The 25,349-nt window shown below is 56.6% G+C and carries 15 protein-coding genes and 6 pseudogenes; 10 read left to right on the forward strand and 11 right to left on the reverse strand.

Translation table 11 applies throughout. From position 1 onward, the window contains the following. The first annotated feature begins 25 nt into the window (after positions 1-25). The 5 genes and pseudogenes from RBB80_RS22235 to RBB80_RS22255 all read left to right on the forward strand — a co-directional run bounded on the left by RBB80_RS22235 (position 26) and on the right by RBB80_RS22255 (position 6,040). On the forward strand, positions 26-1,561 hold the full coding sequence (locus tag RBB80_RS22235; protein WP_433964548.1) for a hydantoinase/oxoprolinase family protein: 1,536 nt from the start codon (positions 26-28) through the stop codon (positions 1,559-1,561). After that, a pseudogene (locus RBB80_RS22240) lies at positions 1,555-1,992 on the forward strand (hydantoinase/oxoprolinase family protein); the annotation flags it as partial. The gene RBB80_RS22235 and the pseudogene RBB80_RS22240, both read left to right, overlap by 7 nt. 3 nt (positions 1,993-1,995) lie before the next feature. Further along, positions 1,996-3,657 carry a hydantoinase B/oxoprolinase family protein gene (locus RBB80_RS22245; protein WP_433964549.1) on the forward strand — a complete coding sequence of 554 codons (1,662 nt, stop codon included), beginning with the start codon at positions 1,996-1,998 and terminating at the stop codon, positions 3,655-3,657. A 167-nt stretch (positions 3,658-3,824) separates the two neighbouring features. Then, positions 3,825-5,504 (forward strand): M1 family metallopeptidase, encoded by a 1,680-nt coding sequence (locus RBB80_RS22250; protein WP_433969814.1) that lies wholly within the window; start codon positions 3,825-3,827, stop codon positions 5,502-5,504. Next, positions 5,411-6,040, forward strand: a complete 630-nt coding sequence (locus tag RBB80_RS22255) for an ERAP1-like C-terminal domain-containing protein (RefSeq protein WP_433964550.1) — start codon at positions 5,411-5,413, stop codon at positions 6,038-6,040. The genes RBB80_RS22250 and RBB80_RS22255 overlap by 94 nt, the downstream gene beginning before the upstream one ends. A 23-nt stretch (positions 6,041-6,063) precedes the next feature. On the opposite strand, the gene RBB80_RS22260 is transcribed toward RBB80_RS22255, so the two are convergent. Beyond that, positions 6,064-6,279 (reverse strand): hypothetical protein, encoded by a 216-nt coding sequence (locus RBB80_RS22260; RefSeq protein ID WP_433970088.1) that lies wholly within the window; start codon positions 6,277-6,279, stop codon positions 6,064-6,066. Positions 6,280-6,295: 16 nt separating this feature from the next. On the opposite strand from RBB80_RS22260, the pseudogene RBB80_RS22265 reads away from it, so the two are divergent. Together RBB80_RS22265 and RBB80_RS22270 are read left to right on the forward strand one after the other, a co-directional pair. Beyond that, positions 6,296-6,451 (forward strand): annotated as a pseudogene (locus RBB80_RS22265) (IS110 family transposase); the annotation flags it as partial. A 945-nt stretch (positions 6,452-7,396) separates the two neighbouring features. Beyond that, entirely contained in the window at positions 7,397-8,323 is a 927-nt protein-coding gene (locus RBB80_RS22270) for a glycosyl hydrolase (RefSeq protein WP_433969815.1), read from the forward strand. Here the strand turns inward: RBB80_RS22270 and RBB80_RS22275 are convergent. Then, positions 8,289-8,754, reverse strand: a pseudogene (locus RBB80_RS22275) (IS30 family transposase); the annotation flags it as partial. The gene RBB80_RS22270 and the pseudogene RBB80_RS22275 overlap by 35 nt on opposite strands. A gap of 52 nt (positions 8,755-8,806) precedes the next feature. Between RBB80_RS22275 and RBB80_RS22280 the strand changes: the two are divergent. Then, positions 8,807-9,517, forward strand: a pseudogene (locus RBB80_RS22280) (IS6 family transposase). Between the two features lie 130 nt (positions 9,518-9,647). Here RBB80_RS22280 and RBB80_RS22285 read toward each other — a convergent pair. The 4 genes from RBB80_RS22285 to RBB80_RS22300 form a co-directional block, all read right to left on the reverse strand. Beyond that, on the reverse strand, positions 9,648-11,168 hold the full coding sequence (locus RBB80_RS22285) for a hypothetical protein (RefSeq protein ID WP_433964551.1): 1,521 nt from the start codon (positions 11,166-11,168) through the stop codon (positions 9,648-9,650). 281 nt (positions 11,169-11,449) lie between these two features. Then, complete coding sequence (locus RBB80_RS22290; protein WP_433964552.1) at positions 11,450-12,364, reverse strand: hypothetical protein; 915 nt, start codon at positions 12,362-12,364, stop codon at positions 11,450-11,452. 524 nt (positions 12,365-12,888) lie between these two features. Continuing rightward, positions 12,889-13,863, reverse strand: a complete 975-nt coding sequence (locus RBB80_RS22295; protein WP_433964553.1) for a transposase — start codon at positions 13,861-13,863, stop codon at positions 12,889-12,891. Continuing rightward, a complete protein-coding gene (locus RBB80_RS22300) occupies positions 13,796-14,284 on the reverse strand; it encodes a transposase (RefSeq protein ID WP_433964554.1) in 489 nt (162 codons plus the stop codon). The genes RBB80_RS22295 and RBB80_RS22300 overlap by 68 nt, the downstream gene beginning before the upstream one ends. A 254-nt stretch (positions 14,285-14,538) precedes the next feature. Here RBB80_RS22300 and RBB80_RS22305 point away from each other — a divergent pair, with 254 nt between their 5' ends. Continuing rightward, on the forward strand, positions 14,539-15,522 hold the full coding sequence (locus RBB80_RS22305; protein ID WP_433964555.1) for a transposase: 984 nt from the start codon (positions 14,539-14,541) through the stop codon (positions 15,520-15,522). A 236-nt stretch (positions 15,523-15,758) separates the two neighbouring features. Here the strand turns inward: RBB80_RS22305 and RBB80_RS22310 are convergent, their stop codons facing one another. Beyond that, positions 15,759-16,853: a hypothetical protein gene (locus RBB80_RS22310; RefSeq protein ID WP_433964556.1), complete on the reverse strand. Its 1,095-nt coding sequence runs from the start codon at positions 16,851-16,853 to the stop codon at positions 15,759-15,761. 529 nt (positions 16,854-17,382) lie between these two features. Then, positions 17,383-18,511, reverse strand: a protein-coding gene (locus RBB80_RS22315; RefSeq protein ID WP_433964538.1) for an IS3 family transposase whose coding sequence is annotated in 2 segments (ribosomal slippage) — positions 17,383-18,265 and positions 18,264-18,511 — 1,131 coding nt in all. Because the reading frame shifts where the segments join, the coding sequence is not laid out codon by codon here. Positions 18,512-18,664: 153 nt separating this feature from the next. Here RBB80_RS22315 and RBB80_RS22320 point away from each other — a divergent pair. Beyond that, positions 18,665-18,862 (forward strand): annotated as a pseudogene (locus tag RBB80_RS22320) (transposase); the annotation flags it as partial. 333 nt (positions 18,863-19,195) lie between these two features. Here RBB80_RS22320 and RBB80_RS22325 read toward each other — a convergent pair. The 3 genes and pseudogenes from RBB80_RS22325 to RBB80_RS22335 form a co-directional block, all read right to left on the reverse strand. After that, entirely contained in the window at positions 19,196-20,512 is a 1,317-nt protein-coding gene (locus RBB80_RS22325; protein ID WP_433964557.1) for a zinc-dependent alcohol dehydrogenase family protein, read from the reverse strand. Positions 20,513-20,736: 224 nt separating this feature from the next. Beyond that, a complete protein-coding gene (locus RBB80_RS22330; protein WP_433964558.1) occupies positions 20,737-22,176 on the reverse strand; it encodes an efflux transporter outer membrane subunit in 1,440 nt (479 codons plus the stop codon). After that, positions 22,169-25,344 (reverse strand): annotated as a pseudogene (locus tag RBB80_RS22335) (efflux RND transporter permease subunit). Before RBB80_RS22335 ends, RBB80_RS22330 begins: the two are co-directional and overlap by 8 nt. Positions 25,345-25,349: the final 5 nt, after the last annotated feature.

Consider the following 25,349-nt stretch of genomic DNA (forward strand, 5'->3'; position numbering starts at 1 on the left):
TCATAGGGAGATGGGAGTTTTTCGCATGCGTATCGCAATTGACAGCGGCGGCACCTTCACTGACTGTGTCTATCTCGAAGAGGGGCAGTTGAAGGTGCTGAAGCTTTTCTCCACGCCGCAACAACCCGGTCAAGCGGTTTTGGACGCGGTCCTTAAGGTGACGCCCAAGGATGCGAGGCCGGAGATCCGCCACGGTACAACGGTCGGGACAAACGCTATGCTCGAGCGGCGCGGGGCGCGCGTCGCCTACGTCACAACTATCGGCTTTGAAGATGTCATCGCCATAGGCCGGCAGGCGCGGCCCAGCCTATACGATTGGTTCCGTTCGCCCATGCCTTGTGTCGTTCCGCCCTCGCTGCGTTTCGGCGTCGAGGAACGAACCAACGCCGAGGGCGAGATCCTGCGCTCACCATCCATCGAGCATCTCAGCAAGTTACGCGAAAGGATTCGCGAGAGCGGCGCGGAATCAATCGCCTTATCGCTACTCTTTTCCTTCGTTAACCCGCACAACGAGGAGCTGGTCGCTAAAGCGCTAGAACCGCTTGGACTTCCCATCTCCATCTCGCACAAGATTCTGCCTGAATTTCGCGAGTACGAACGCGGCTCGACTGTGGTCACCAATGCCTATCTGGCTCCGAAGGTCAGTAGCTATATTCGCGATCTAGAGAGTTCGCTTACCGACCGCTTCCCTGCAAGCATTGTGCAGGTCATGCAGTCGTCGGGCGGCATCGTCTCTGCTTCGCTCGCGGCGCGTGAGCCTGTGCGCACGGTGCTCTCCGGCCCTGCTGGCGGGGTCATAGGCGCCTACCACATCGCCTGCGTCGCAGGCTTCACAAAGCTTATCGGCTTTGATATGGGGGGGACCTCGACCGACGTATCTCTGATGGACGCCGCCGAGGGAGGACCAAAGACAACCAACGAATCTGTCGTCTCCGAGCTTCCAGTTAGCGTGCCGATGCTCGACATCCACACCGTGGGAGCGGGCGGAGGTTCGCTCGCACGCTTCGACGAAGGCGGAGTGCTGCACGTCGGTCCCCAGTCCGCAGGCTCAGTGCCGGGGCCCATCTGCTATGGCCATGGCCACCACGCTACTGTGACCGACGCCAACCTCATCTTGGGGCGTCTTGATCCCGACCTGTTCCTTGGAGGCAATGTACGCCTTGACGACGCACGAACACGCGAAATCATGGACCGTACGCGCGGTAGTCTCGCCAGCGTGGAGCACTATGCCACCGGCATCGTGATGCTTGCCGAGACAGCCATGGAGAAGGCCATCCGTGTCATCTCCATCGAACGAGGCTATGATCCAAGGGAGTTTACTCTCGTTTGCTTCGGAGGCGCAGGTCCGCTTCATGCCTGTTCACTGGCGAAGTCGCTGCGTATTCCCCGGGTGCTTGTGCCGTGTATGCCAGGAGCACTCTCTGCGCTGGGAATCCTGATGGCCGATGTCGTTCGTGATTACTCGCGGACCGTTATGATGCCCCCGATCCGCAGCGGCTCGAGCCATACTTCGCCGAACTCGAAGAGCGTGGCGCACAAGATCTTGCGAGCGAAGGGCTAACTGGAGAGGGCGTACGATCCGCCGATCTACGTTACGTCGGCCAGGGCTATGAGTTGAATGTGCCCGCCGGAGCGAACATCTTTGACTACTTCCACCACGCTCACAGGAAGCGCTACGGCTACTCGGACACAGCGATGGCAGTCGAGGCGGTGAATGTCCGCGTACGCCTCACCGCGAAGACAGGCCAGATAAAGCTGCCTCGCCAGGAACCACGCGAAGGAGATGGCTCGCAAGCCGTGCTCAAGGTGCGCGACATCCACTTCAGCGGCGAGTGGCGGCAGAGTAAGGTGTACCAGCGCGAACTACTCACTCCCGGAGATACCTTTGCCGGACCCGCACTCATCACCGAATACAGCTCGACCACTGTGCTTCCGCCTGACTGTCGCGCCCACGTCGATGAGTACGCCAATCTTGTAATCGAGGTGAACTGAACCATGTCGTTAATTATTGGAGAGACGGCCGCCCCTGGCGAAGCGGAGTTGGGGACACCGAACGTCGACCCGATCGAACTCGCGATATTCAAAAGCGCAACCCATTCAGTCGCCGAGGAGATCGGTGCTGCACTGCGCCGCACATCTTTCTCTCCGAATATCAAGGAGCGCCGCGACTACTCCTGCGCGGTCTTCGACGGTCAGGGACATGTTATTGCGATGGGCGATCACATGCCTGTGCACCTGGGCTCTATGCCGATGTCGGTTCGCGCAGCCATCAATGCACTGGAGCTGGGCGCTGCTGATATCGCTATACTCAACGACCCTTACACCGGCGGAACGCACCTGCCCGATATTACGATGGTCCTCCCCGTCTTTGCTCCAGGCGAGACTTCTCCGTTGCTGTATGTCGCTGCGCGCGCCCACCATGCAGATGTCGGCGGTTTCTACCCAGGCTCGATGGGCCTCTGCCGCGAGATTTATCAGGAGGGCCTGCGTATCCCGCCGGTTAAGATTGTGCAGGCAGGTGAGCTCAACCGCCCCATAATGCAGCTTATTCTGCATAACGTCCGCACCCCAGGCGAGCGCGAAGGGGACCTGATGAGTCAGATCGGCGCCTGCCGCGTTGGCGAGGCTCGCCTGCAGGAGCTGATCGAGAAGTATGGTGCGCCTCTCATTCGCAGACTCTCGGTAGAGCTCCTCGACTATTCCGAACGTCTGATGCGCGCTGAGCTCGCCAAGGTGCCAACCGGAATCGTGAGTGCAGAAGACTTTCTCGACAACGACGGTTTCGCTAACGATCCCATTCGTATCAAGGCCACGATCACGTTCAGCGCCCCCGACCGCAGCGTCAAGATCGACTTCGCCGGCTCGAGCGCACAGGTCGAGAGCAGTATTAATGCCGTCTTCGCCATCACCTATTCGGCCGTCTACTACGTCTTCCGCTGCCTGCTGCCGGAGGATGCTCCCGCGACAGCCGGCTTGATGCGGCCCATCACTGTCGTTGCGCCCTCAGGGTCCATCGTCAATGCAATGCTTCCTGCGCCGGTTGCAGGCGGCAATGTCGAGACCTCGCAGCGCATCGTCGACGTACTGCTGCGCGCACTCTCCCAGGCGTTGCCAGAGCGCATCCCAGCGGCAAGCTCCGGCACCATGAACAACCTCACCATTGGCGGCATCGATCCCCGGACCGGGCGTTCCTTCGCCTACTACGAGACCATCGCGGGTGGCATGGGAGCGAGGCCAACCGCAGATGGTGTCTCCGGCATTCACACGCACATGACCAACTCCTCGAACACGCCCATCGAGGCGCTTGAGTATGCTTACCCCTTCCGCGTGCGCTCCTACACCTACCGCGTCGGTTCAGGCGGTGCAGGGAAATATCGCGGCGGCGACGGCATCGTCCGCGAGATCGAGGTCACAACTCCAGCGCGCATCACTCTGCTCACCGACCGTCGCATCTTTCGGCCCTATGGTCTCGTGGGCGGAGAAGCGGGAGCCGCAGGCCGTTCGATTTTGCTCTCCGGCACAGAGTCACGGGAGCTGCCGGGCAAGTGCAGTCTCGAGGCAAAGGCCGGTGATGTCATCCGTATCGAGACGCCCGGCGGCGGCGGCTGGGGCGCGGCCCCTGCAACATCCTCGCCGGAGACATCGAAACAGAATTAACGACACTCCAAACAACCGCAGTCCCAGTAACAGAATTCAGGAGCACCCATGATTCTCGCCGCCCTCCTTATGCTTGGCGCAGCATCCGCCCCCTCCCTGCTGCCACCACTGCGCCCACCGGCATTCCGCGCGAACTCGCACTTGAGCGCGCTGCCCGCGTCTCTGATCTGCACTATGATCTCGCCTATACGCTGGCACCACACGCTCCGACTACCGCGGCAACCGAGCACCTACGTTTTCAGTTGAAGGATAATGCCTCACCGCTACTGCTCGACTTCCGCGATGGGCAGGTCGTGTCGCTCTCCATCAACGAACATTCGACACCAGTCACCGAAAGCAACGGCCACATTCTTCTGCCGCCTTCGATGCTCCTCGTGGGACTCAACAATATCGAGGTTCACTTCAGCGCCAATATCGCCGCCGCTGAAAAGGCGATTACGCGCTTCGACGATCACGACGATGGGTCAGAGTATATCTATACCCTCTTCGTTCCAATGGATGCGAGCATGGCATTTCCTTGCTTCGATCAACCCGACCTCAAGGGCCGCTTCCACCTTGAGATTACTGCTCCGGAGGCATGGACCGTCGTCTCGAACACGAACCCCGTATCAAGCGATAAGCTACCTGAAGCGCAGACCAGGACCAGCTTCGGGGAGACCGAACCAATCAGCACCTATCTCTTCGCGTATGCGGCAGGCCCATTTCACAAGGTTCACCCCGTCGATGGACTTCCCGGTCTTTACGTGCGCAAATCCAAAGCCAAAGCTGCAGAGAGCGAAGCCCTTGCCGTCCAACAAATCGCAGCAGACGGCATGCGTCACCTGTCGACCTACTTCGCGCAGCCATTTCCCTTTCCGAAGTACGACATGGTTCTCATCCCCGGTTTCGCTTTTGGCGGTATGGAGCATGCCGGAGCGACCTTCCTGAGAGAAGAGTCTGTCCTCTTTCGCACTGCACCAACTCAGACAAACATCGTCAACCGCGACATCATCATCCTGCACGAACTCACACATCAATGGTTCGGCGACTCCACCACTATGAAGTGGTTCGATGATCTGTGGCTCAAAGAAGGCTTTGCACAGTACATGGCCTATCAGACTCTCGCCACAATGCACCCCAACGACAACGTCTGGAAGCGCTTTTACGAATCCATCAAGCCTGCAGCCTACGGCATCGACGAGACGCAGGGTACGACCCCTATCTACCAGGACATCCCCAATCTTAAAGATGCGAAGTCCGCTTATGGCGCCATCGTCTACTCGAAAGCGCCAGGCATCATCAAACAGCTCGCCTTCGTACTTGGCGAGGACAACTTCCGCAAGGGACTACAGCTCTACCTGCATCAACACCAATACAGCAATGCGCAGTGGAGCGATCTCACTTACGCCTTCGAGGCCGTCTCCGGCCAGTCACTCAAACAGTGGGCAGACATGTGGATTCGTCATCGCGGCATGCCTCAGATCGAGGTCGCCTGGAGTTGCGCCAAAGACCGCATCGACAGTTTCCATGTCACGCAGCATGACGTGCTGGGGCAGGGCTATCTGTGGCCTGTCAGCTCAGAAGCGATGCTCGGCTATGCCGACGGAACCTCGACCACGGTCGCAATTCGTTTGAACAGCGCCAACGCGGATGTTGCGGCGGCAGTAGGACAACCATGCCCGGCCTACGTCTTTGCCAACGCTCGAGACCAAGGCTATGGTCTTTTTTGCTGGACGATACCAGCCGCGCTTACGTCATGCAGAATATCTCGACGATGCGGAACGTCTTCGACCGATCCTTGCTCTGGGGTTCGCTCTGGGCATCGGTGCGCCTCGCCAAGCTCCCTCCTATCGACTATCTGCAATTAGCATTGCAGAGCCTGCCGACGGAACACGATGAGGCCCTCGCCACCAGCATCTTGCAACATGTAACGGTAGCGCTCCACCGCTATGTCTCCCCGTCTGTCCAGGCAGAGTTGACCGACAGCTTTGCCAAACTTGCTGCAGACCGTATGGTTCACGATGAGAAACAGGACATGCGCATCGTCTGGTTCCGCCAAGTCGCCACCTTCGCCCAGGACCAATCCGGCCGCGTAAACGTAAAGGCACTCCTCCGCGGGCAACTCACGGTGCCGGGGGTACAGCTTCGCCAACAAGATCGGTGGCGTCTGGTGACAGCCCTTATCGCTTATGGTGATCCGGAGGCAAATATCTATCTCGCCGAAGAAGAGCGCCGTGACCCATCTGGCGACGGAAAAAGTTTGCTTACATCGCGCAGGCCGCTCGTCCTGACGCTTCCACCAAGAAGTTGTACTTCGACGACTACTTGCACAACGCTGAACGTCCGGAGGATTGGATTGAAGGCAGCCTCGGAGACTTCAATTACTGGAACCAGACGACGCTGACCGAGCCCTACCTTCATTCCGCTCTATCCGCGCTCGACCAGATTAAACGTCAGCGCAAAATCTTCTTTCTGGTCGGCTGGCTTAATAACTTTATCGAAGAGCAGGTAGCCGGCGACGCCCAGACGCAGGTCCACGACTACCTGAAAAGCTCTGCGATAGACCGAGACCTTCGGCTTAAGATACTCGAAGTTGGAGATGAACTGGATCGAACGGTCACCATTCGCACACGATATCTTCAACCTTGAACGCCGCGTTGATCGAGTACCCATCGGAGCCTGGCTCGATGCACTCGACCTGAGAGCTCCCAAGAACGTCGTCGTGGTTGCCATGGCCAACAAGTTGGCACGGATTGCCTGGGCTGTCCTGTCGAGCGGAGAAGACTACAAGCCAGATCGCCTGGTCGCAGCATGAGTAGCGCGGCTAAGGCGCCTGCGGCTTGGAAGCGTTAGCACGCTCCCACTTTCCCGCACTACGACGACGGATTCTAAAATTTCCCCACAAAGTCTGCACAGGAACAGCAAGGACGAAAGAACAGTCACAACGGCGTGCCTCAAACCTGATCCCGAAAATGGTCTCCAACGACCGACCGACTTGTAAGGAGAGGCACGCAGCGGAACTCATCATGGTCAGGAGAGCTGATCTCCACTCAAAGACCGAATACATTGCCGCAGACTTGTCTCCTCGCCCAAACTTTCTCTTGCAGTCGCGCGGCGGACCATACATTCTCGGGAAATCGAGTACGGTCCCGTCTGCCATCGCTCACCACGATATAGTTTAGGCATTGACTGAAAAAACACTTTCGATAGAGGGAGTAAAGCCAGAAACGCTCTCATTCTCGCCGATTTGGTTACTCGTGCTCTTTCGCTTCAGCTTCCTATACTGTGCGCTTTACGTGCTTTCAGGCAGCGAAGCGATATCGCTGTCTAACCTTGTGCCATGGTTGGGCGATCGAGCCGGGAACATACTTGGCTGGCCGCTGCACACCTTGACGCCCTTAGGCCCCACCCCTGGTACAACTCAACTCACTACCGTCCAGCCGATCGCGTCTTCAGCATTCTTTGGCCTGACGGTTCTCGATTACAAGAACACGAATCCGCTACTGTCCTTTGGAACGACGAGAACTTGGGACGCCCATCCAGCCCTGGATTGGGCTGAAGCAAACCCAGCATCGGGTCAGTACAACTTCACTCGCTTGAACTCATACATCGCCACAAACACGAGCGGGGAAGGCAGATCCTCTACACCTTTGGTAGAACGCCACGTTGGGCCTCCACAGCCCCTGATGCAGTAGGGCCTTATGGTCCCGGACAATGCGCTCCGCCAGTTATCTCGGCATGGGATCAATACGTCGCCGCAATAGTCACAAATGCTGCAGGGCGCATCAAGTATTGGGAACTCTGGAACGAACCAGACCAGTCAAGTTCTTACTGCGGCGATCTTGCCACTATGGTTACCATGGCTCAGCACGCTTATCGAATCATCAAGAGCATCGATCCATCAGCTATGGTTCTCTCTCCTGCGGCCACCGGAAGTACAGGGGCAAAGTGGCTGGACTCCTTTGTCAAGGCCGGTGGCCTCCGCACCTTCGACATCGTCGCGTTCCACGGGTATGAAGGAGCCCAGGCAGAACGCATTGTCGCGATCGTTGACGCCTATCGGTTAGTCATGAGTCACCACCATCTAAGCGCAACGCCGTTGTGGGACACCGAATGTAGCTGGGGAGAAAGTAATATTGGCGACGATACTCATCGCGCTGCCTTTCTATCCAAGTACTTCTTCCTGCAGTGGTCCAAGAATGTAGATCGCGTGCTGTGGTATGCCTACGATGGTGACCGGAAATGGGGACGTCTCATCGACTCTGCAAACAATCTCTTGCCAGATGGAGTGGCTTATGGAGAGACGTACAAGTGGATCGTCGGCGCGACCCTGACACAGCCCTGTGCGCAAGACCAGAATGGAACGTGGACATGCTCTATCACAAGACCAGGAGGTTACAGGGCACTGGTAGTCTGGAATTCCATTTCAGTCAGCAGTCTCAGCTTTAGCGCACCAGCACAAATGATAGAGTACCGCGATCTTAGCGGAGGCGTGCATCCTATCGTCGGCGGAACGGTGCAGGTGCAGAACGCTCCGATCCTGATGGAGACTGAACGTGGACCCATTAGTAAACTAGCGGACACGGAAGAGTCAGCGGCATCCTTCACCCGCACTATAGGCCACGGCGAACTGCACGAAAAACGGTGCCGGCTCAGACGGTCGACGCAACACTTGCTTGCAGTCTAGCTGCCGGAGTTTGGAAGCCCAAGGTCTTTCTGGGACGTTGATTCAATCGCAGCGCGACGCTGGTCGAGCTGCGCTTGCGAGATAGGGGCAAGGTCGGTTCCTCGGGGGAAGTATTGTCGCAAGAGTAGATTGGTGTTTTCGTTGGTGCCGCGCTGCCAGGGACTCTGCGGATCGCAGAAGTACACTTTGACCTTGGTGGCCACTGTAAACTCCTTGTGCCTGGCCATCTCCAAGCCGCGATCCCAGGTCAGCGAACGCCGCAGGGTCGCCGGGAGTTTACCAACATGCCGGCTCAAGGCTTGAACGACCGCTTCGGTGTCTTTGCCCGGCACCTTGACCAGCATGGCAAAGCGTGAAGGACGCTCGACTAAAGTCGCGATGTAACTGTTCTTTGCGCCGCTCAGCAGATCACCTTCCCAATGTCCCGGAAGGATGTGTTGCAACTTTCAGGGCTGCTGGCTGGTGACGTGAAAGAATCGCGAAATGACAACCCGATCCGCGATCTTCAAATGGCGTCAGACCGAACCCGGCCTCATAGTTTGTGCGGTACGGTGGTATCTTCGCTACTCTCTCGCTGCGCGATGTTGAGGAACTGCTGGAAGAGCGCGGTCTCCATGTCGATCACACAACGGTCTGGCGCTGGGTGCAGGATTACGGCCCTCAGTTGGAGCAGCGATTGCGACAGCATCTCAAGCCGACAAACAAGTCGTGGCGGGTGCACGAAACCTACCTTCGCGTGAAGGGACGCTGGTGCTACTTGTATCGGGCCATCGATTCCAAGGGTGCACCATCGATTTCTTGCTGTCAACGTTCCGTGACGCCGATGCTGCCAAGCGGCTCTTTCGCAAGGCGCTCGGCGATCGATCCCATCCTCAACCTCGAGTGATCAACACTGACCTGGCGCCGATTTACAGCTCCGCGATCCCCGACAGTAAGAAGGTAGGGACGCTGCGCAAGCGCTGTCGACACCGACCGGTGCAGTACTTGAACAACATTCTCGAACAGGATCATCGAGCCATCAAACGTCGCGTGAACGCCAAGCAGGGCTTCCGAGAATTCCAGGCGGCTCGGCGAACGATTCAAGGCTACGAAGCAGTCCACATGATCCGCAAGGGGCAAGTTCGATGGGTGGCAGGAGATGATCTTCTTCGTCAGATTCAGTTCATCGACAGCCTTTTCGACTTGGCAGCCTAAGAACGCACGACAGACGCTCGGCGACAAACTTGTCTGCATTTGAAACTTGCAACACTACCTCCGGAAACAACCACGGGCGTTGGGCTCAGCGTTATCGTACGATTTTGAGGTTTGGAAGGGTTGAGAGGGGTTAGCCCAATCGCCGCGAGTGTTGGTAAAGGCACAACAACTCAAGCGCGCGGCTGCTGTCGATAGAAAGATGAGGAGACTTTATCGAGCACACGGTGACGATATCGATGGTCGCCTTGGTTCCAGCTCCCCACACAAAGAGATCGACGTAGTCCTTTACCGTGCCGAAGGCTTTGAATCCGAGGTATTTCGTGTTGAAACCAATTAACTCGGCGATGAGAAGAGCGAAGACCGCAATGGCGATATCACCTTCGCGAATCGCCCTCGAGAAAAATGCGACACGTCCCTCGTCGCTAACCTTGGGTGACCTCTTCGAGTGTGGGCGGGCGGTCCTAAATCCCAAGCCGAAGATGGTCTTCACAAGGTTTCGGCCGACAGCATCTGTCTGCGCCAGCATCAGGCCGTTCAAGTTCTGGGTCGCTTGGAGAACTTCAGTCGACAGGGCGTCGATGCGTTCCAAATTGATCGTCTGCCCAGTGAGCAGTGCTTCCGCCGCGTCAATCTCAGGGGCATTCCCATGCTGGCCGCCGTCCTGCACTGCATGCAGCGCCTCAGCGAGCCTGGAGAGTTCGTCACCGAGGTCTCCCCATGCCGTCAGCTGATGGTGCAGTGCAAGGAGAAGTGCTGACGCATTCTTATAGTCCTGGTTGTCGTCAATGCTAGTGATTCCCCATGCCTGTTCAACCTTGGCAATCAGGTCAAGGACTTTTTGTCGCTGTTTCCCGAAATCCTCGAGAATGGAGTACTCTCCGTATGGCTGACCGGTCGTCGCCGCTATGAACTTACGCTGTGCCTCCTGATACTCCTTGCCCAGCGATGCTTCTTCAAGTCCCATATTCCAGACGAGCCGCTGAACTCCGAGGTAGCGTTTCACGAGGAATGCAATCAAGACGCTGACGAATATCATTCCGGCAGGCCACCACCAATCGTCTTTGACCAGAATGGTCAGATCAAGCGGTGCGCTGGGTTTGCCATCGTACCCCTGTTTTTCGTCGGCGAGAACGATCGTACCGGAGTAGCTTCCTGCGCCGGAAAGATCGGCGACGGAAAGCGTAGCCTCTGGATATTTTTGATTCCCATCGTCCTTTGTCGCGGTCCAGGTTACGGTGGCCAGACCGCCGGAATCTCGTTGCAATATTCCCACCGCACGGCTCCCACTCGACAGATCTGGCAGAGCAGTTCTGGGCTTTACGGGCGCATCCACATTCGTCGTCCAGGATTTCGTCCACGGATTGGGGCGCGAAACCATCAGTGCGAGCTTTGCGATGGCGGGTTGGACCTTACCGACTGTAATCATGATTGAGGTCGGCTTGGATGGAGGTGCGTCACAAGGCGAACCGAGCACAAGCTGGGTCGCATAGCTTCCCGAAGGCGGGACGAAGGAAGGTGCAGTTCCAGCTTCCTTGAGGTTGAACAGGAGGGCTCCGTACTGCGGGACCGAAAACTTTCCGTGCTTGTCCTTCGTAACGCCAGCATCCGGCTCGATCGACAGGGCCGCGAGAGGAGGCCCCAGCTTTGACATCGGAACTCCTGCCAGGCCAACCGTGACAGATTGACTCTTCCCACCGTTGTTACGGAGGGAAATGAATGCGTCTCCTTGAAGGACCTGCTCCCACGAAAAGGTGAAAGTGCCTCCCCTGGCGTCCACTGGCTCGACCGAGCAGGCTGGTGACTTGGCGGCAGCCATCGCGGAGTTTTCCGCGAAGATGCAAAAGGACAGTGCGCATGCGCCAATCAAAAGGCGGCGCAAAGAGATCGAGATCGGTTGCCCTGACGCAAGATTCATCGCACTCCCTCACCTCACTAGTATTTGATTGTCAGACCCGCCTGAACTGCGTTCACACGCTTGTAGTTCGGTGGCGCGAACCCGCTCTTGTACGTCACCGTTAGGTTGAAGTTTCCCTGCGTGTCCAGAGCAAACGTGTTCGTCAGGGTGCTGAGCGCCTTCCATCCTTCGATCTTCTTGAGATAGAGCGCGTGGTCCGCCGTTTCGACAATGGTGTTCTCGGTCAGGGCGACGTACCGCCCGACGAATAACTCGTCGATACTGAATCTCGACACTTGCAGAAGGCCGTGAACCTGCGGCACAACCCGAAAGATCCCATACCGCGGAAGTGTGGCGCTCGCAGAACCTTTCGAGGCTTTGACAGTTGTGTCGATCAGCGCACTCCCCGTTTCTACACCCGCGTGAAAATCGAGGTCATGGCCTAACATCGGTGTCTTCACATCGGTCAGTTTTGCCGAGCTGTTCTTTCGTCGCAAGTCGCCAAAGAGTCGAAGGGACTTTTGTTGCTGCGTGTCGTAGAGATGAGCGAAGAACTCCTGGATGTCCACCGTGGCGAGAAGATTATCGCGATCAAACTGCCGATCCGTCTCGTAGGTCACGCCCGGCGTCAAAACCGATACCCCGAGCGCCCCTCCCGGCCGATAAACGGCTTGGGCTGTCGCTCCCAGATCGATGGTGTTGGCGTAGGTTTGGCCCTTGATCGTATTGTTCCCGATATCGGTGGTCACCAGGGGGCCGACCGTGAAGCGGCGGTAGAGCAGCAGAATGGGACTGTACTTAGAGTTGAGCGTCCAGGCGGGTGCGGTTCCCACGCCCGCCGTGTAGTTGCCATTGAGGTAGATGTGGGCGGCGTCTTTGCTGGCTGGGGCGTTCTGGCGTGCAAAGCGCGATTTTGGGTCGAAGGTTGGCTGGCCACCGAAGACATCGTGCACCGGCACGGTGGAGGGGGTAATAGGTCTTCTGACTCTGCGGAGGATTCACTCTGGCTGGAGATAACCGGAGTGACCGGGACCGCCGGTGCGGGGGTAGGACTCATATCGAAGAGACTCGGGCTCTTGAGAACGGAGGGCTTCGGTGTCTCGACAGGGTCGGCGGTTTCGCCAGCCTTCGCGTTGGGCTGGGCACCCGCAGCGGGCTCTCGCTTGCCCGAGGTCTTCGACTTGGCGCGGGCCTCGGCCTGGGCGGCTGTCTTGGCTGCGGCTTCCATCTCGGCCTTTGCGTTTTCGAGCGTGTTTTTCAACTGGAGATGTGAGGCCACATAGCACAGACTGAATACTCGAAGCTCAAATAACTAAGGCTCGCTGCTATTTGGGCAGATTATTCCTGAATCACGGGCAAAAATGGAGTTGAGCCTCATTTGGCGATATCAGGCGTGGGTGTTGAAAAAGTCTGTGCCTTTTCTGGTGTTCTGGGGCTGATGCGTGCGTGGGAGCGGGGGTATCCTCCTTTCCCCTCCCTAAACAGTGGCAGGTACCGGTGGTGTTGCTGGCCGGCTGAGGAACCGTACCAGACGTTTGATGTTCTGGGCAGTGGCCGCCAGGAAGAACTGCTCTCGGACGAACTTCAACCTGCGTAGGCGCAGGCGACGAAGACCGATGTGACTCTTTAGTTCCGCGAACAGGGCCTCGACCTTCTTCCGCTGTCGTTGGGCATGTTCGAACTCCCGTGTCGTCCGGAGATCTCTCGCTCGTTGCCGAGCTGCTTCGTTCATGTGGATTGCAAGATACCGGAACGGTCCGGTCGTACACTGGGATCTCTGTTGGCACGGACCGCACTTCTTGCGCGTTCCTATATAGCCGAACGTGCGATTCCCCTCGTTGCGTCCGCCGTAGTTCAGTTGCTGGCCTGCAGGGCAGATGTAGCTGTTGCTATCTGGTAAGTAGGTAAAGCAGTCCGGACTACAGAAGGGACTCCTCGTTCGCCCGACAGCATCCCTGGTGGGCATATACGGCGTGATCTCCCGGTCCATCAACCACTGCAAAAACTCACCATTGCCGTAGCTCGCATCGGCAGCGATGGACTGCGGTTTCCTGCCTTGCCATTGGGTGAAGCGAGCGATCATGTGCTCTGCGGCTCGAGACTCCTCACTCAAGCGGGGGCCTGTCGCTTGCACGCCCACAACGATACAGCTGTGGTTATCAACTAGGTAGTTGTCGTAATACCCCATGCGTGCCGGTGTGCCACCTTTTGTCGCATACGTGGAGTCCGGATCGGTGGTGGACACTTTGTCCTGGCTATGCGTCGGCTCCTCTACTGGGTTCTGCATTTCAAGCCCAGCCAGGTACTCGCGCACCGTTCGGTTGACCTGTGCGGCTCCCATCAGTTGCTCTCGCGGAATGCGGCTCTCTTTGGAAGCGTTCGCCTCAACGAAAGTTCCATCGACCGATAGCTTGTCTCCGCGCACCAGCCCAACTGCGAGGCATTGGGCCACAACCTCCTCGAACAGCTGCTTGAACACTTGCGATTCGTGGAATCGCCCATGGCGGTTCTTTCGAAAATGTGGAGTGGTGCGGAACGTCCTCATCGAAGCCAAGCCCGGTGAACCAGCGCCAGGCAAGATGCATGCGCAGTTCCTCAACCAGCTTGCGCTCGCTGGTAATTCCGTACAGATAACCAATCAGCAGAATCCGCAGCAACAGCTCCGGGTCGATCGACGGACGACCAGTTTCGCTATAGCTGTCCTTTAGCCGATCACGCACGAAGCCGAAGTCGATATGCTTATCAACTAAACGCAACAGATGATTCTCTGGTACCTGATCATCCAGTCGGAAGTAATAGAACAGCGATTCAGAGCGGTTATGCTGACCCATCATGAGCGTTAGACCTCCGACAATGGCAATGGCAAATAGCATGGTCAAACTATGCTGCCAAACATCTCGCATTGCCACACAGATCTCATGAAAATCAGCTGATACGTACCGACTTTTTCAACACCCACAGGCCAATGCACGCAATATAAAAGGCGCCCACTTTGCTGTAGGTTGTGGTTATTCGTATCACCACCTACCGAAAGGAGCGGCGTTATGAGCCAAGAGAAATATATCGGCATGGACGTCCACCAAGCAACGATCTCGGCTGCAGTCACAGATTCCCGGGGAAGTTGATCATGGAAAGTATTCTGGAGACGAAAGCGGCCACGATCCTTGAGTTCCTCCAAGGGCTACACGGAAGTTTATCGGTGACCTTCGAAGAAGGAGTCTCTGCGGCCTGGTTACATGACCTGCTGAAACCTCACGTCACCCATCTCGTGGTCTGCGATCCGCGCAAGAACGCCCTGTTGAAAGACGGCAGCAAGAGTGACCGAATCGATGCGCGAAAGCTGGCGGAGCTGCTGCGTGGCAACCAGCTCACGTCGGTTTACCATGGCGAGCACGGGATGCGCACCATAAAAGAATTAGGTCGCAGCTACCTAACCATTACGAAGGATCTCACACGAGTCATGAATCGGATCAAAGCCCTCTACCGAAGCTGGGCCATTCCCTGTAGCGGTACCAGCGTCTATGCACCGCGGCATCGCACAGAATGGTTAGACAAGATCCCGGAACCCGGAGTTCGTCTCCGGGCCGAACGGCTCTATCAGCAACTGGATCTGCTGCAACCAGTGCGTCAGCAAGCGCGACGCGACTTGCTGACCGAGAGCCGCAAGCATCATGCCGTGAAATTGCTTCGCCAGATTCCTTCGATCGGTCCGATTCGTGCAGCCTTGCTGGTTGCGCAGCTGCAGACGCCCCACCGTTTCCGTAGCAAGCGCCAGCTGTGGGCTTACAGTGGTTTCGCGCTGGAGACCCACGACAGCGGCGAGTATCGCTACGTCCGAGGGAAACTGCAACGAAACCGGGAGCGCATGACCGTGCGTGGCCTGAGTAACAACCATAATCCCGATGTGAAGAATCTCTTCAAAGGGGCTGCGATCTCCGCTAGCACTCACCCTGGCCCCCTGTACGATTTCTATGTTGCTCTTCTTGAAAAAGGAATGCGACCGACGATGGCGCGTCTCACCCTGGCACGCAAGATTGCCAGCATCACTCTAACGATTTGGAAGAAAGGAGTGGATTTCGACGCCACACAATTGCATCGGCAAGAAGCTTGAGCGTCTCTGATAAGGAGGCCTTTCCATCTCCGGCCATTCTCTTAGGTGGTGGTCGGTCGGGTTCTCGAGACGCTCGGTTCGAGGTGAGTATCAGTCAATGAGTTCGGCCTTGTGTGCTTCGGCACCGAGTCACTAATGCACGCTATGCCTCCTCGGATAACCAGAAATAGCGATAGGCCACGAGCCTCAAATAGAACCATGGTTGACATTCAAATACCAGGTCCGCTTGCCCAAGTCTAAGACTCGATTGGCGTCGTCACCACCGGAAGATGCAAGCCACGGAATGGCAAACAAGCCAAGACAAACCTCTCGAGCGAATCGAGGGGCACGTTCACAGGCAGTGGGCTGGATCTCGAGACAAAAATCTTCTCGGCGTCCGGTCGAGGGAGAAACTTTTTCTTGACATCCCTTTTATAGAACTCATTGAGATGGGTCGCGCACCCGGGTGTATTTCCCTCGCACTGCACGACGTTGTGAAGAAGATAGAGCGGGAAGGTGCTCGGGTTAACACCCTGGGACTCGAGCTGGGTGAAAAGACTGATGATCGCTGGCTCATAAACCGCAATGTCGACGATGGCGAATTTGCCGCTCGGGCAACCGCCGAATGCGGCGCTCGGATAGGCTACGCCGTCTGCTGCCGGAATATTAACGACAATCTTCGCGGCGGTTGTGACGGGATCAAGAACCACCTGGTATGTAATGCGGTTAGCATTTTGACCATGTGAAATCAGCTGGGAAAAGTTTCCCCGCTGGAATGCATCGGTGGTCTGCACGGTTCCCACGTCAGTTCCGCCGAAGTTGAAATCGAAGGGTTGAAGGATCGGCGACTGCTGCACCAGCTCGAGCGGAACGTTATTGGGAGCCGATGAGCACGAGTCAGGGATCGTGGGATCGAAGACTGTGACGCCGGGAGCCGTCTGAATCGCGCCAGCTGAATCCATGCCGGCGAAGACGGAATTGGTGACTATCACAAGCGGAATCAGGTGTGTTGCTACGCTGGTTTTCCCCTGCGGGTCAGAGAACGGACTCTTTCCTACGATCTGGCCGCTATAAACGTTTCCATCCCTGGTCGACGTGACTTGGTAGGTGAAAGTTTGAAGCTCCAGACCGTTGGTTTTGCTGGCGCTCACAGCGTTCAGATTGGCTTTAGATTTGACGCTATCGATCGCAGCTTGCAGACGTGCACCGACTTCTGTATTCGGGTCCTTCGTTGGCGTCATATTCGGGTTTAATTTCGGCAACTTCGCGGTTTGCTGCCCAAACGCGAAGGGAACAAGTACCCCCAAAGCTATTGCGGCACACGTCAACAACATATTCGGTTTTCGAGACATGTATTTCTCCTATCATTAAGCCGTTGTTAAGACTGGAAAAGTATGGGAAATCTGCGGACACTGTTGCGAGCAGTTGACTGCCAGCTCGATTGCTTATCGAAAGCAATTTAACTACTTGACTACGACTGCGTTTGAGCATTGGCCACGGTGGCGAAAGAAAATACCATCAGGCTCAGTGCAGAACGCCGGAAAGGAGAAAGACTGGCTCAAGTCACTATTGGCCTCCCGTGGCGGTGCGGACGATCGTGCAGAGCGGCGAGAGGTGTTTGTCTTTCGCAGCGGAAGCCACATTAGAGCCTAGCGAAAAGGTCCGTTGTCGCGGAATTGTCAAAAGATTGTACTTCTTTAATGGCTACGCCACGTCCTCGGCCCAAGACCAGGATCGAGCCCGCTCCGTGGCGGAGATGCGCGTATATTTCTTCACCTTTTTCGCGAAGGACGCCTAGGAGGTTGGAATGCCCGGCTTTTTATGTACCAGTTTCAGTGAGAGAAACTGGAGCAATTGAAGGGCCTGGAAAAGCTGTACCAACTAGAGGGTTAGGAATCGGCTTGTTTTTGTTTCAGCCAGATCGCGGTTAACCGCGATCTGGCTGGTGAACTCCTCTGGTGTCCTGTTGGCGAGAGCCCTGTGAGGACGACTCTCATTGTATTCCCGCCGCCAGGCTTCGATGATCTGCTTTGCTTCGGTCAGATTCTGGAACCAGTTCGTGTCGAGACACTCTGATCGGAAGGTTCCGTTGAAGCTCTCCACGAACGCGTTATCGGTTGGCTTACCGGGCCGCGAGAAGTCGATCTTCACGCTGTTCCGATACGCCCACAGATCCAGCATCTGACCGGTGAACTCAGACCCATTGTCACAAAACAGCAGCTTCGGCACACCACGCTGCTCCTTTAGTCGGTTCAACACGCGCACCACATCTTCTCCTCTCAGGCTCTGCCCAACTTCGATGGCAAGACTTTCTCTGGTGTAAATATCCACGATGGTCAGCGAGCGGAAGCGCCTTCCATCGCAGAGCTGATCGGCAACAAAATCCATGGCCCAGACCTGGTTCGGTCCGGTTGGACGGAAGCGCTCTTGTCGATGCACCACGGCCCGCCTTCTTCCAACGGGTCGCTTGCGCAGCCCCAGCCCCTCTTCCTTATACAGCCGATAGACAAGGTCCTTGCCCACCTTCCAGCCCTCACGGTTCAACAGCACGCGGATCATCCGATACCCGTAGCGCACGCGGGTCTGCGCGATTTCCCGGATGCGCATCCGCAACTCGATCCACTGCTCCTGGTGGCCTTCGTAGCGATACGTCGCCCGGGCCAACTCCAGAACACAGCATGCGTGCCGTTCGCTCACTCGATAGCTCTGCTCGAAGTACTTCACCATCGGGCGGCGCCGCGAGGGCTTCACAACTTTTTCTGAGCACATCCTGCAACATCGTCTTATCCAACGTCAGTTCCGCCACCAACTGCTTCAGCCGCGTGTTCTCATCCCGCAGTTGCTTCAGCTGCCGGACCTGGTCGACTTCAAGGCCCATGTACTTCGCCTTCCATCGATAGAACGTCTGTTCACTGATCCCGACCTTCCGAATCAGCTCCGCCACCGGCACGCCTACCTCGGACTGCTTCAACACCGACACAATCTGCTCTACCGAGAACTTCTTCTTCATGGCAAAATCCTCCACCCTCTTCAGGGCCGGTTTTGCCGAAAGACTAACCCTCCATATGGTCCAGTTCTAGCCGGGCCCATCACAATGAAGGGCCTGGAAATGGCACGAGGAAAGAAGCATACACCTGAGCAGATTGTGAGCTTGCTGCGGTAGATCGAGGTTGCAGTAGCGAACGGCAAGACGACGCCAGTCGCATGCCGGGATAATGGCATCACCGAGCAGACGTATTACCGATGGCGGAAAGAGTACGGTGGCTTGCAGGTGGACCAGGCGCGGCGGTTGAAAGAGCTAGAGCAAGAGAACACGAAGCTGAAGCGTCTGGTGAGTGAGCTGAGCCTGGAGAAGCTGATTTTTGACGTCTGGTGTGGTGACCCCTTATACGACTGTCAAGCTAAAGCTACGCGCTATCATCTCTAAGCATGCCTGCTAGAGCACACAAGATAGTTCCTGAACTTATTCCAGCCCCACTTTGGGGTCGAAGTGTACACCGAATGCTGAAAGGTCGGGTCGCCTGGAAGAGGATTAGGGACGCGGCGCTTGTAGAGGCTGGGCACCGCTGCATCGTCTGCCGACAGCGCGGCAAGATTCTTTTTGTCATGAGAAGTGGCGTTTCAGTGATCAGAGAACCACTGTAAAACTATGTAGATCACGGCCATTCGCAGTGCGAATGGCCGTGGTGACCGCTCAATTGATTTCTACGACGACCTTGCCAAATGGACCGCGATCGAGGTGATCGAGGGCATCGGGCACTGCGTCGAAAGTGTATCTGGCATCGATGACTGGTGGAATTCGATGCTTTTCAGCGAATGCCAGCGATTCTTCCATGTCGGCTCGCGAGCCATGGCTCACGCCCTGAAGTCGCAGATTCTTGACCATCACGTTCGGAATTGAAATCGTCGTAGCAGGACGATCCATGATCCCGATTAGGGCAATATGTCCTCTCCACGCTGCCGCCTCAATGGACCGGGGTACAGCGCCTCCTCCGATGACATCAAGGATATGGTCGGCGCCCCGTCCGTCGGTTAGGCGAAGTACGACCTCATCCCATGCCGGGTTCACACTCGCATCAATAACCTCTGCGGCGCCCAATTGCTTCAGGCGCGCAACCTTGCCTGGACTTGTGGAAGTCACCAGCACGCGAGCGCCATGCGCCACCGCCAGTTGCAGAGCGAACAGCGAGACGCCGCCGCTTCCCTGAAGCAGGACAGTTTCTCCCGGCTTCAGGTTGCCGAGCGTGAACAACGCAACCCATGCGGTAACCAAAGCCACCGGTAGCGTTGACGCTTCTGCCGGCGTCAGATAATCGGGATAGGCGAGCGCGCCTTGTTCAGACAGCAAGACATATTCGGCGAGCACGCCCGGAAGTGGACCACCAAGGTTTTCGCGCAGCTCCTCGTGCGAAGGCACTCCACGGAGCCACTTCGGCCTGAAGTGGGAAATCACCTGGTCGCCAGTCTTAAAACGAGAAACTCCAGAACCGACTGCGACGACTTCGCCTGCCAAGTCCGATCCAGGCACCAGAGGGTACGAGATGGGCAGCGGATATTTGTCTTCAATAACGAGTTTGTCGCGATAGTTCAGTGATACGGCCTTGGTGCGAACGAGAATCTGACCAGCCCCGGCTGGGGCGTCGGACTCTCGATAAGGTGAAGGTTTTCGTTTCCACTTTTCTTCAACTGCCAGCTCTTCATTTAGTTCTCCGATGATTAAGTTATCGTTCGAATTGTTCTTGATCGCAGGGGCACTATTCGACTCTTTGCCCCCAGAGAGGGAGGTTGTTTTATAGGTTGCAATAAACGCCAGTATTTCTAATTCACCTAAGCCTCCTTGGCCGCCTACAGGCCTTCCTGAGCTTTGACAATGCAGGCAGCGAGTCAACCTTATTGGGCTTGTCACGATCGGGTTCGTGCTGCCGCATAACGGCCGCACACCCGCGGGAGCGAAGTGCAACCGGGACTGGGTATAAGGGCCGTGATCGGTGCAGTAGGTTCGATAGCGCATGCTCCGCTTCTAAGCTCGCCCGAGAGTCAGGGCAGGCCTTGAGATGGTTGCGAAATCATTCAATTCGTGCGCCTGGAGATCATCGTCCAGGTAACGCAGGATCTTGTCACGGTATTCATGACACGGGTTCATCCAGCATCCATCCCTCCCTCGTGGTGGTGGAGGAGTGTCGATACCTTCGCGGGCCACTGATCGAAGCCTGCCACGAAAAGAGTGCGCACGCCTCAAGGTCTTCCGCCTTTCGGAGCCGGAGGATGTTGCGGCCATCCGCCAGCGAGCGATTTGTAGAGTAGAACGGCAGAAAGGGCGCTGTTGGAATGGCTTTCCGCATAAGCATCTTCGGCCTGCAGTTCTACTCTCTGCGCGTCCAGCAGGTCCAGTAAGCCGGTAGCTCCATTCCTAAAACGAACGCTGGCGAGATCGGCTGCACGTTTACCATCCTTGGCGGCGAGTTGAAGCTGAACGTCGCGTTGCTGCGACCTCGCATAGCTCACCAAAGCGTTCTCAACATCCTCGAGAGCCAGGAGAACCGACTGCTGATACTGGGCAAGTTGCGCATCGCCGTCGGCCTGGCTGGCTGCGATGCGAGCGCGAACTCTTCCTCGGTCGAGGAAGGACCAGTCGATGTTCAATGCCGCCAGGTTCACAGCGCTGACGCCGTCAAACGGTGTATCCCCATGAAGCTCGTTGAATCCAAGAAGCCCAGCGTAGTTGACACGCGGGAAAAGGTCAGCGGTGGCAATACCTATTCGTTCTGTCGCGGCATGCAGGCGTTCCTCCGACGCGCTTACGTCGGGACGACGGCGTATAAGATCGGCCGGTGTTCCGGGATCGATACGATCAGGAAGGTCGGGTAGCGGCCTTGCCACTTCAAGCTGTGAGACGAAAGCATCCGGAGGAAGCCCGCACAATACAGCAAGGCGATGTTCATCGAGCGCGATCGTAGAGAGCAGCTCTGGAATACGCGAGGTCGTTGTCTCGAGAAGAGCGCGTGCTCTCGCCGTATCGAACTCTGTTCCTCTACCGGCTGAGTAAGCCGCATCAACTAGCCGTACCGTTTTCTGCTCGTTCTTAACATTCTCCCGCGCTATCCGAAGAAGTTCCTGCCGTCCACGGAGATCTATATAGGTGCTCGCGACTTCACCAACTACGGTAACCTGTATCGCAGCAAGGCTACTTGCATCAGCAAGAGCAAGCTGGCGTTGCGCCTCTATGTTGTGACGAACGCGACCAAAGAAATCGAGTTCCCAACTTGCATTGATCTCTGGGTTGAAAAAGCGATTATTTCGCGGATAGCCAAATGCCTGGTCTGCACTGAATTTCTGCCTACCCACGCTCGTGCTCATCGTTACTGTGGGATAGCGGTCGAATTTTGCTTCACGCAATAAGGCATTGGCGCTGTCGTAATGGGCCAGCGCGGCGCGCAGATCGTTATTCGCGGTAAGCGCATGCTGCACAAGCGAGCTGAGTTCTGGGTCATTGAAACTATGCCAGAACTCTGGATCGCTCGCGTCCGCATGGGGACTAACGTCAACGGTTGCTGTATCGGGGGCAGTAAACTGCTGCGGAAGTACGAGCGTTGGCTGCTTGTAACGAGGTCCTACGGAACATGCGGTAAGCCCAAGAGAGAGCACTGTCGCCAGAATTGATTTGTGATTAAGCATTGCTCTCCTCCGTTTCCTCGCTAACCTCTTCCCATTCTTCGCGAAACTCTTTCTTCGCCCATGTACGCAGGGCTACATAGAACACTGGAGTCAGAAAGAGACCAAACAGTGTTACACCGAGCATTCCAGAGAAGACAGTGATGCCAGTCGCTGCGCGAACTTCGCTGCCGGCGCCGTGCCCCAGGAGCAATGGAACCGAACCGGCGATAAAGGCGATCGAGGTCATCACGATCGGACGCAGACGCATGCGACAGGCTTCGAGCGCAGCTTCCACGATGCTTTTGCCCTGAAGCTCTAATTCTCGAGCAAACTCGACGATGAGGATTGCGTTCTTGCAGGCCAAGCCCATCAAAACCACTAAGCCCACCTGCACGAATACATTGTTGTCGCCACCCGTGAGCCATACGCCAAGAAGTGCCGCACACATGCACACGGGCACAATCAAAATTACAGCCAGCGGTAGCGTCCAGCTCTCATAAAGAGCGGCAAGCACAAGGAAGGCCAGCATTACAGCAAGTGGAAATACCACAGCGGCTGCGTGGCTTTGTGTCACCTGCTGATAGCTCAAGTCTGTCCACTCGAGTACGATGCCACGGGGCAGCACCTTGTCGGCGATCTCCGTCAGTTTTGTAACAACCTGTCCAGAGGAGAGCTTTTTGGGATCGGAATCGCCGATAAGATCGGCGGCCGGGTAGCCGTTATAACGCATAACCGGATCAGGTCCATAGCTCGGTACTACCGTCACGATCGAGCCTATAGGCACCATTTCACCGCGCGCATTGCGCACACGCAGATTGCCGATGTCCTCCACTCGCTGGCGATGGGTGCTATCGGCCTGCGCCATGACCCGGTAGACGCGTCCGAAAGCATTGAAGTCGTTGATATAGACCGAACCAAGATAGGTCTGCAGGGTGTCGAATAGATCGGATAACGCAACCCCTGCGCCTTAGCCTTAATCCGATCCACCTTCACTTCGAGTTGTGGGATGTTGGCCTGGTAGGAACTGACGGGAAAAGTCATTCCTGGTGTTTGCGCGACGGCGCCCTGGAAGGCGCTCAACGCATTCTGCAGAGCACCATACCCGAGGCCTGCTCGATCTTCCAAATAAAGCGAGTAACCCGAGCCGTTGCCGAGACCTTGAATGGGTGGCGGCATCAGCGCGTAGGAGTAGCCATCCTTGATGTTCGCAAACTTGGCGTTAAGTTCTGTGTTGATCTCCGCTGCACTGCGACGGCGCTCATCAAACGGCTTGAGGATAACGTAGGCAACTGTATTATTGGGCGTATTGATTTGCTGCAAGCCATTAAAGCCTGAGAGGTCGACCACCATATCGACACCATCCACGCTGTGCGCCACGTCGATCAGCCTCCGTGACACCGCGCCGGTACGGGCATGCGAAGCACCTTCAGGCAGCTTGGCCCCGGCGAAAAGATAGAGTTTGTCCTGGGTTGGGATGAATCCTCCCGGCACTTTGATGAACAACAGTGCGGTCGCGGCGAGCAGAATCGCATAGACCGCGAATACGACTCCTCGGTGACGTAGAGTGCGCCCCACCGTACCGTGATAGTTCTCCGAATTACGCTCAAAGAAGCGATTGAACGGATGAAACAGCCAGCCGAACGTGCGTTCGATGCCTCGCGCCAGCACATCTTTGGGCGCATCGTGCCCTTTGAGTAACTTTGCTGCGAGCGCTGGCGACAAAGTCAGGGAATTGATCGCAGATATCACGGTCGAGATCGCGATGGTTACTGCGAACTGTCTGTAGAACTGGCCGGTGACGCCGGAAAGGAAGGCCATAGGCACGAACACCGCGCAGAGCACGAGCGCGATCGCAACGATGGGACCGGATACCTCTTTCATCGCCTGGTGGGCAGCGTCACGCGGACTTAAGCCCTCATGGATATTGCGCTCGACATTCTCGACCACAACAATGGCGTCGTCGACGACGATGCCGATCGCAAGTACCAGGCCGAACAAGGTCAGTGTGTTAATCGAGTACCCCAACAGATATAGAAACGCGAATGTGCCCACCACAGAGACTGGCACCGCAACGAGTGGAATGATGGAGGCGCGCCAGGTCTGCAAGAACAGAATCACTACCAGCACCACCAACACGACGGCCTCGATCAACGTATGCTCAACCGCGCGGATCGATTCGCGCACGAACACAGTTGGGTCCCAGTTTGGTTTGTAGACCATGCCGGCAGGGAAATCTGCAGACAGCTTGCGCAACTGTGCATACACCGAACCGGCAACCCCTAAAGCATTGGCTCCGGGGGTAAGGAATATCCCGATCGCCACACCTTTTTTGTTGTCGTGGTACATATCCATGGTGTAGTCGCTGGCGCCAAGTTCCACCCGTGCAACATCGGAGAGATGTACGATTTGGCCGTCCGCGCCATCTTTGAGCACGATGTCGCCAAACTCTTTTTCGCTGCGGAGGCGTCCTCGCACGTTGATCGGGATTAGAAGGTCGGTGGTCTTCGGCGAGGGCTCGGCGCCGAGCTGTCCTGCTGACACTTGCACGTTCTGCTCGCGCACAGCGTTGACCACGTCGGCGGCGGTAAGACCGCGCGAGGCAAGTTGGTTCGGGTTGAGCCAGAGACGCATGGCATAATCGCCAGAACCTATCAACTGAACATCACCAATACCGGGTAGGCGCGACAACTCGTCCTTGATATGCAGGACCGCGTAGTTGCGCAAGTACAGTGAGTCGTAACGATTGTCGGGAGAATACAAGCTCACGTACATGAGCGGCGTGGGAGACCGTTTCTGTGTGGTTACGCCGAACTGGCGCACCTCATCGGGCAACCGTGACAGTGCCTCGCTGACCCTGTTTTGCACGCGTACGGCTGCGGTATCGGGATCGACCCCGGGCCGAAAGGTGACCACGACCTGAAGGCTGCCATCGGATCCGGCAACAGACTTCATGTACATAATGCCTTCGACGCCGTTGATCGCCTCTTCAAGCGGCTCCGCGACCGACTCGGCAATCTCCTTCGGATTGGCGCCGGGATAGGTAGCATGTACGACCACGCTCGGAGGGATTACCTCAGGATATTCCCCGGATGGAAGCATCGGTATGGCAATGAGTCCGAGAGAAAAGATGATGATGGACAGGACGATTGCGAAGATCGGGCGGTCGATAAAGAATTTTGAGAAATCCATGATCT

The sequence above is a fragment of the Tunturiibacter gelidiferens genome (assembly GCF_051013345.1).
In the GTDB taxonomy this organism is placed as follows: domain Bacteria; phylum Acidobacteriota; class Terriglobia; order Terriglobales; family Acidobacteriaceae; genus Edaphobacter; species Edaphobacter gelidiferens_A.

What these genes read in the sequence shown, in the direction of transcription:
- RBB80_RS22235 (WP_433964548.1), top strand. Translation starts at nt 26, where the DNA reads ATGCGTATCGCAATTGACAGCGGCGGCACCTTCACTGACTGTGTCTAT.
- RBB80_RS22245 (WP_433964549.1), top strand. Translation starts at nt 1,996, where the DNA reads ATGTCGTTAATTATTGGAGAGACGGCCGCCCCTGGCGAAGCGGAGTTG.
- RBB80_RS22255 (WP_433964550.1), top strand. Translation starts at nt 5,411, where the DNA reads ATGCGGAACGTCTTCGACCGATCCTTGCTCTGGGGTTCGCTCTGGGCA.
- RBB80_RS22285 (WP_433964551.1), bottom strand. Translation starts at nt 11,168, where the DNA reads ATGTCAAAGCTGGGGCCTCCTCTCGCGGCCCTGTCGATCGAGCCGGAT.
- RBB80_RS22300 (WP_433964554.1), bottom strand. Translation starts at nt 14,284, where the DNA reads ATGCTATTTGCCATTGCCATTGTCGGAGGTCTAACGCTCATGATGGGT.
- RBB80_RS22305 (WP_433964555.1), top strand. Translation starts at nt 14,539, where the DNA reads ATGGAAAGTATTCTGGAGACGAAAGCGGCCACGATCCTTGAGTTCCTC.
- RBB80_RS22310 (WP_433964556.1), bottom strand. Translation starts at nt 16,853, where the DNA reads ATGTCTCGAAAACCGAATATGTTGTTGACGTGTGCCGCAATAGCTTTG.
- RBB80_RS22325 (WP_433964557.1), bottom strand. Translation starts at nt 20,512, where the DNA reads ATGCGCTATCGAACCTACTGCACCGATCACGGCCCTTATACCCAGTCC.
- RBB80_RS22330 (WP_433964558.1), bottom strand. Translation starts at nt 22,176, where the DNA reads ATGCTTAATCACAAATCAATTCTGGCGACAGTGCTCTCTCTTGGGCTT.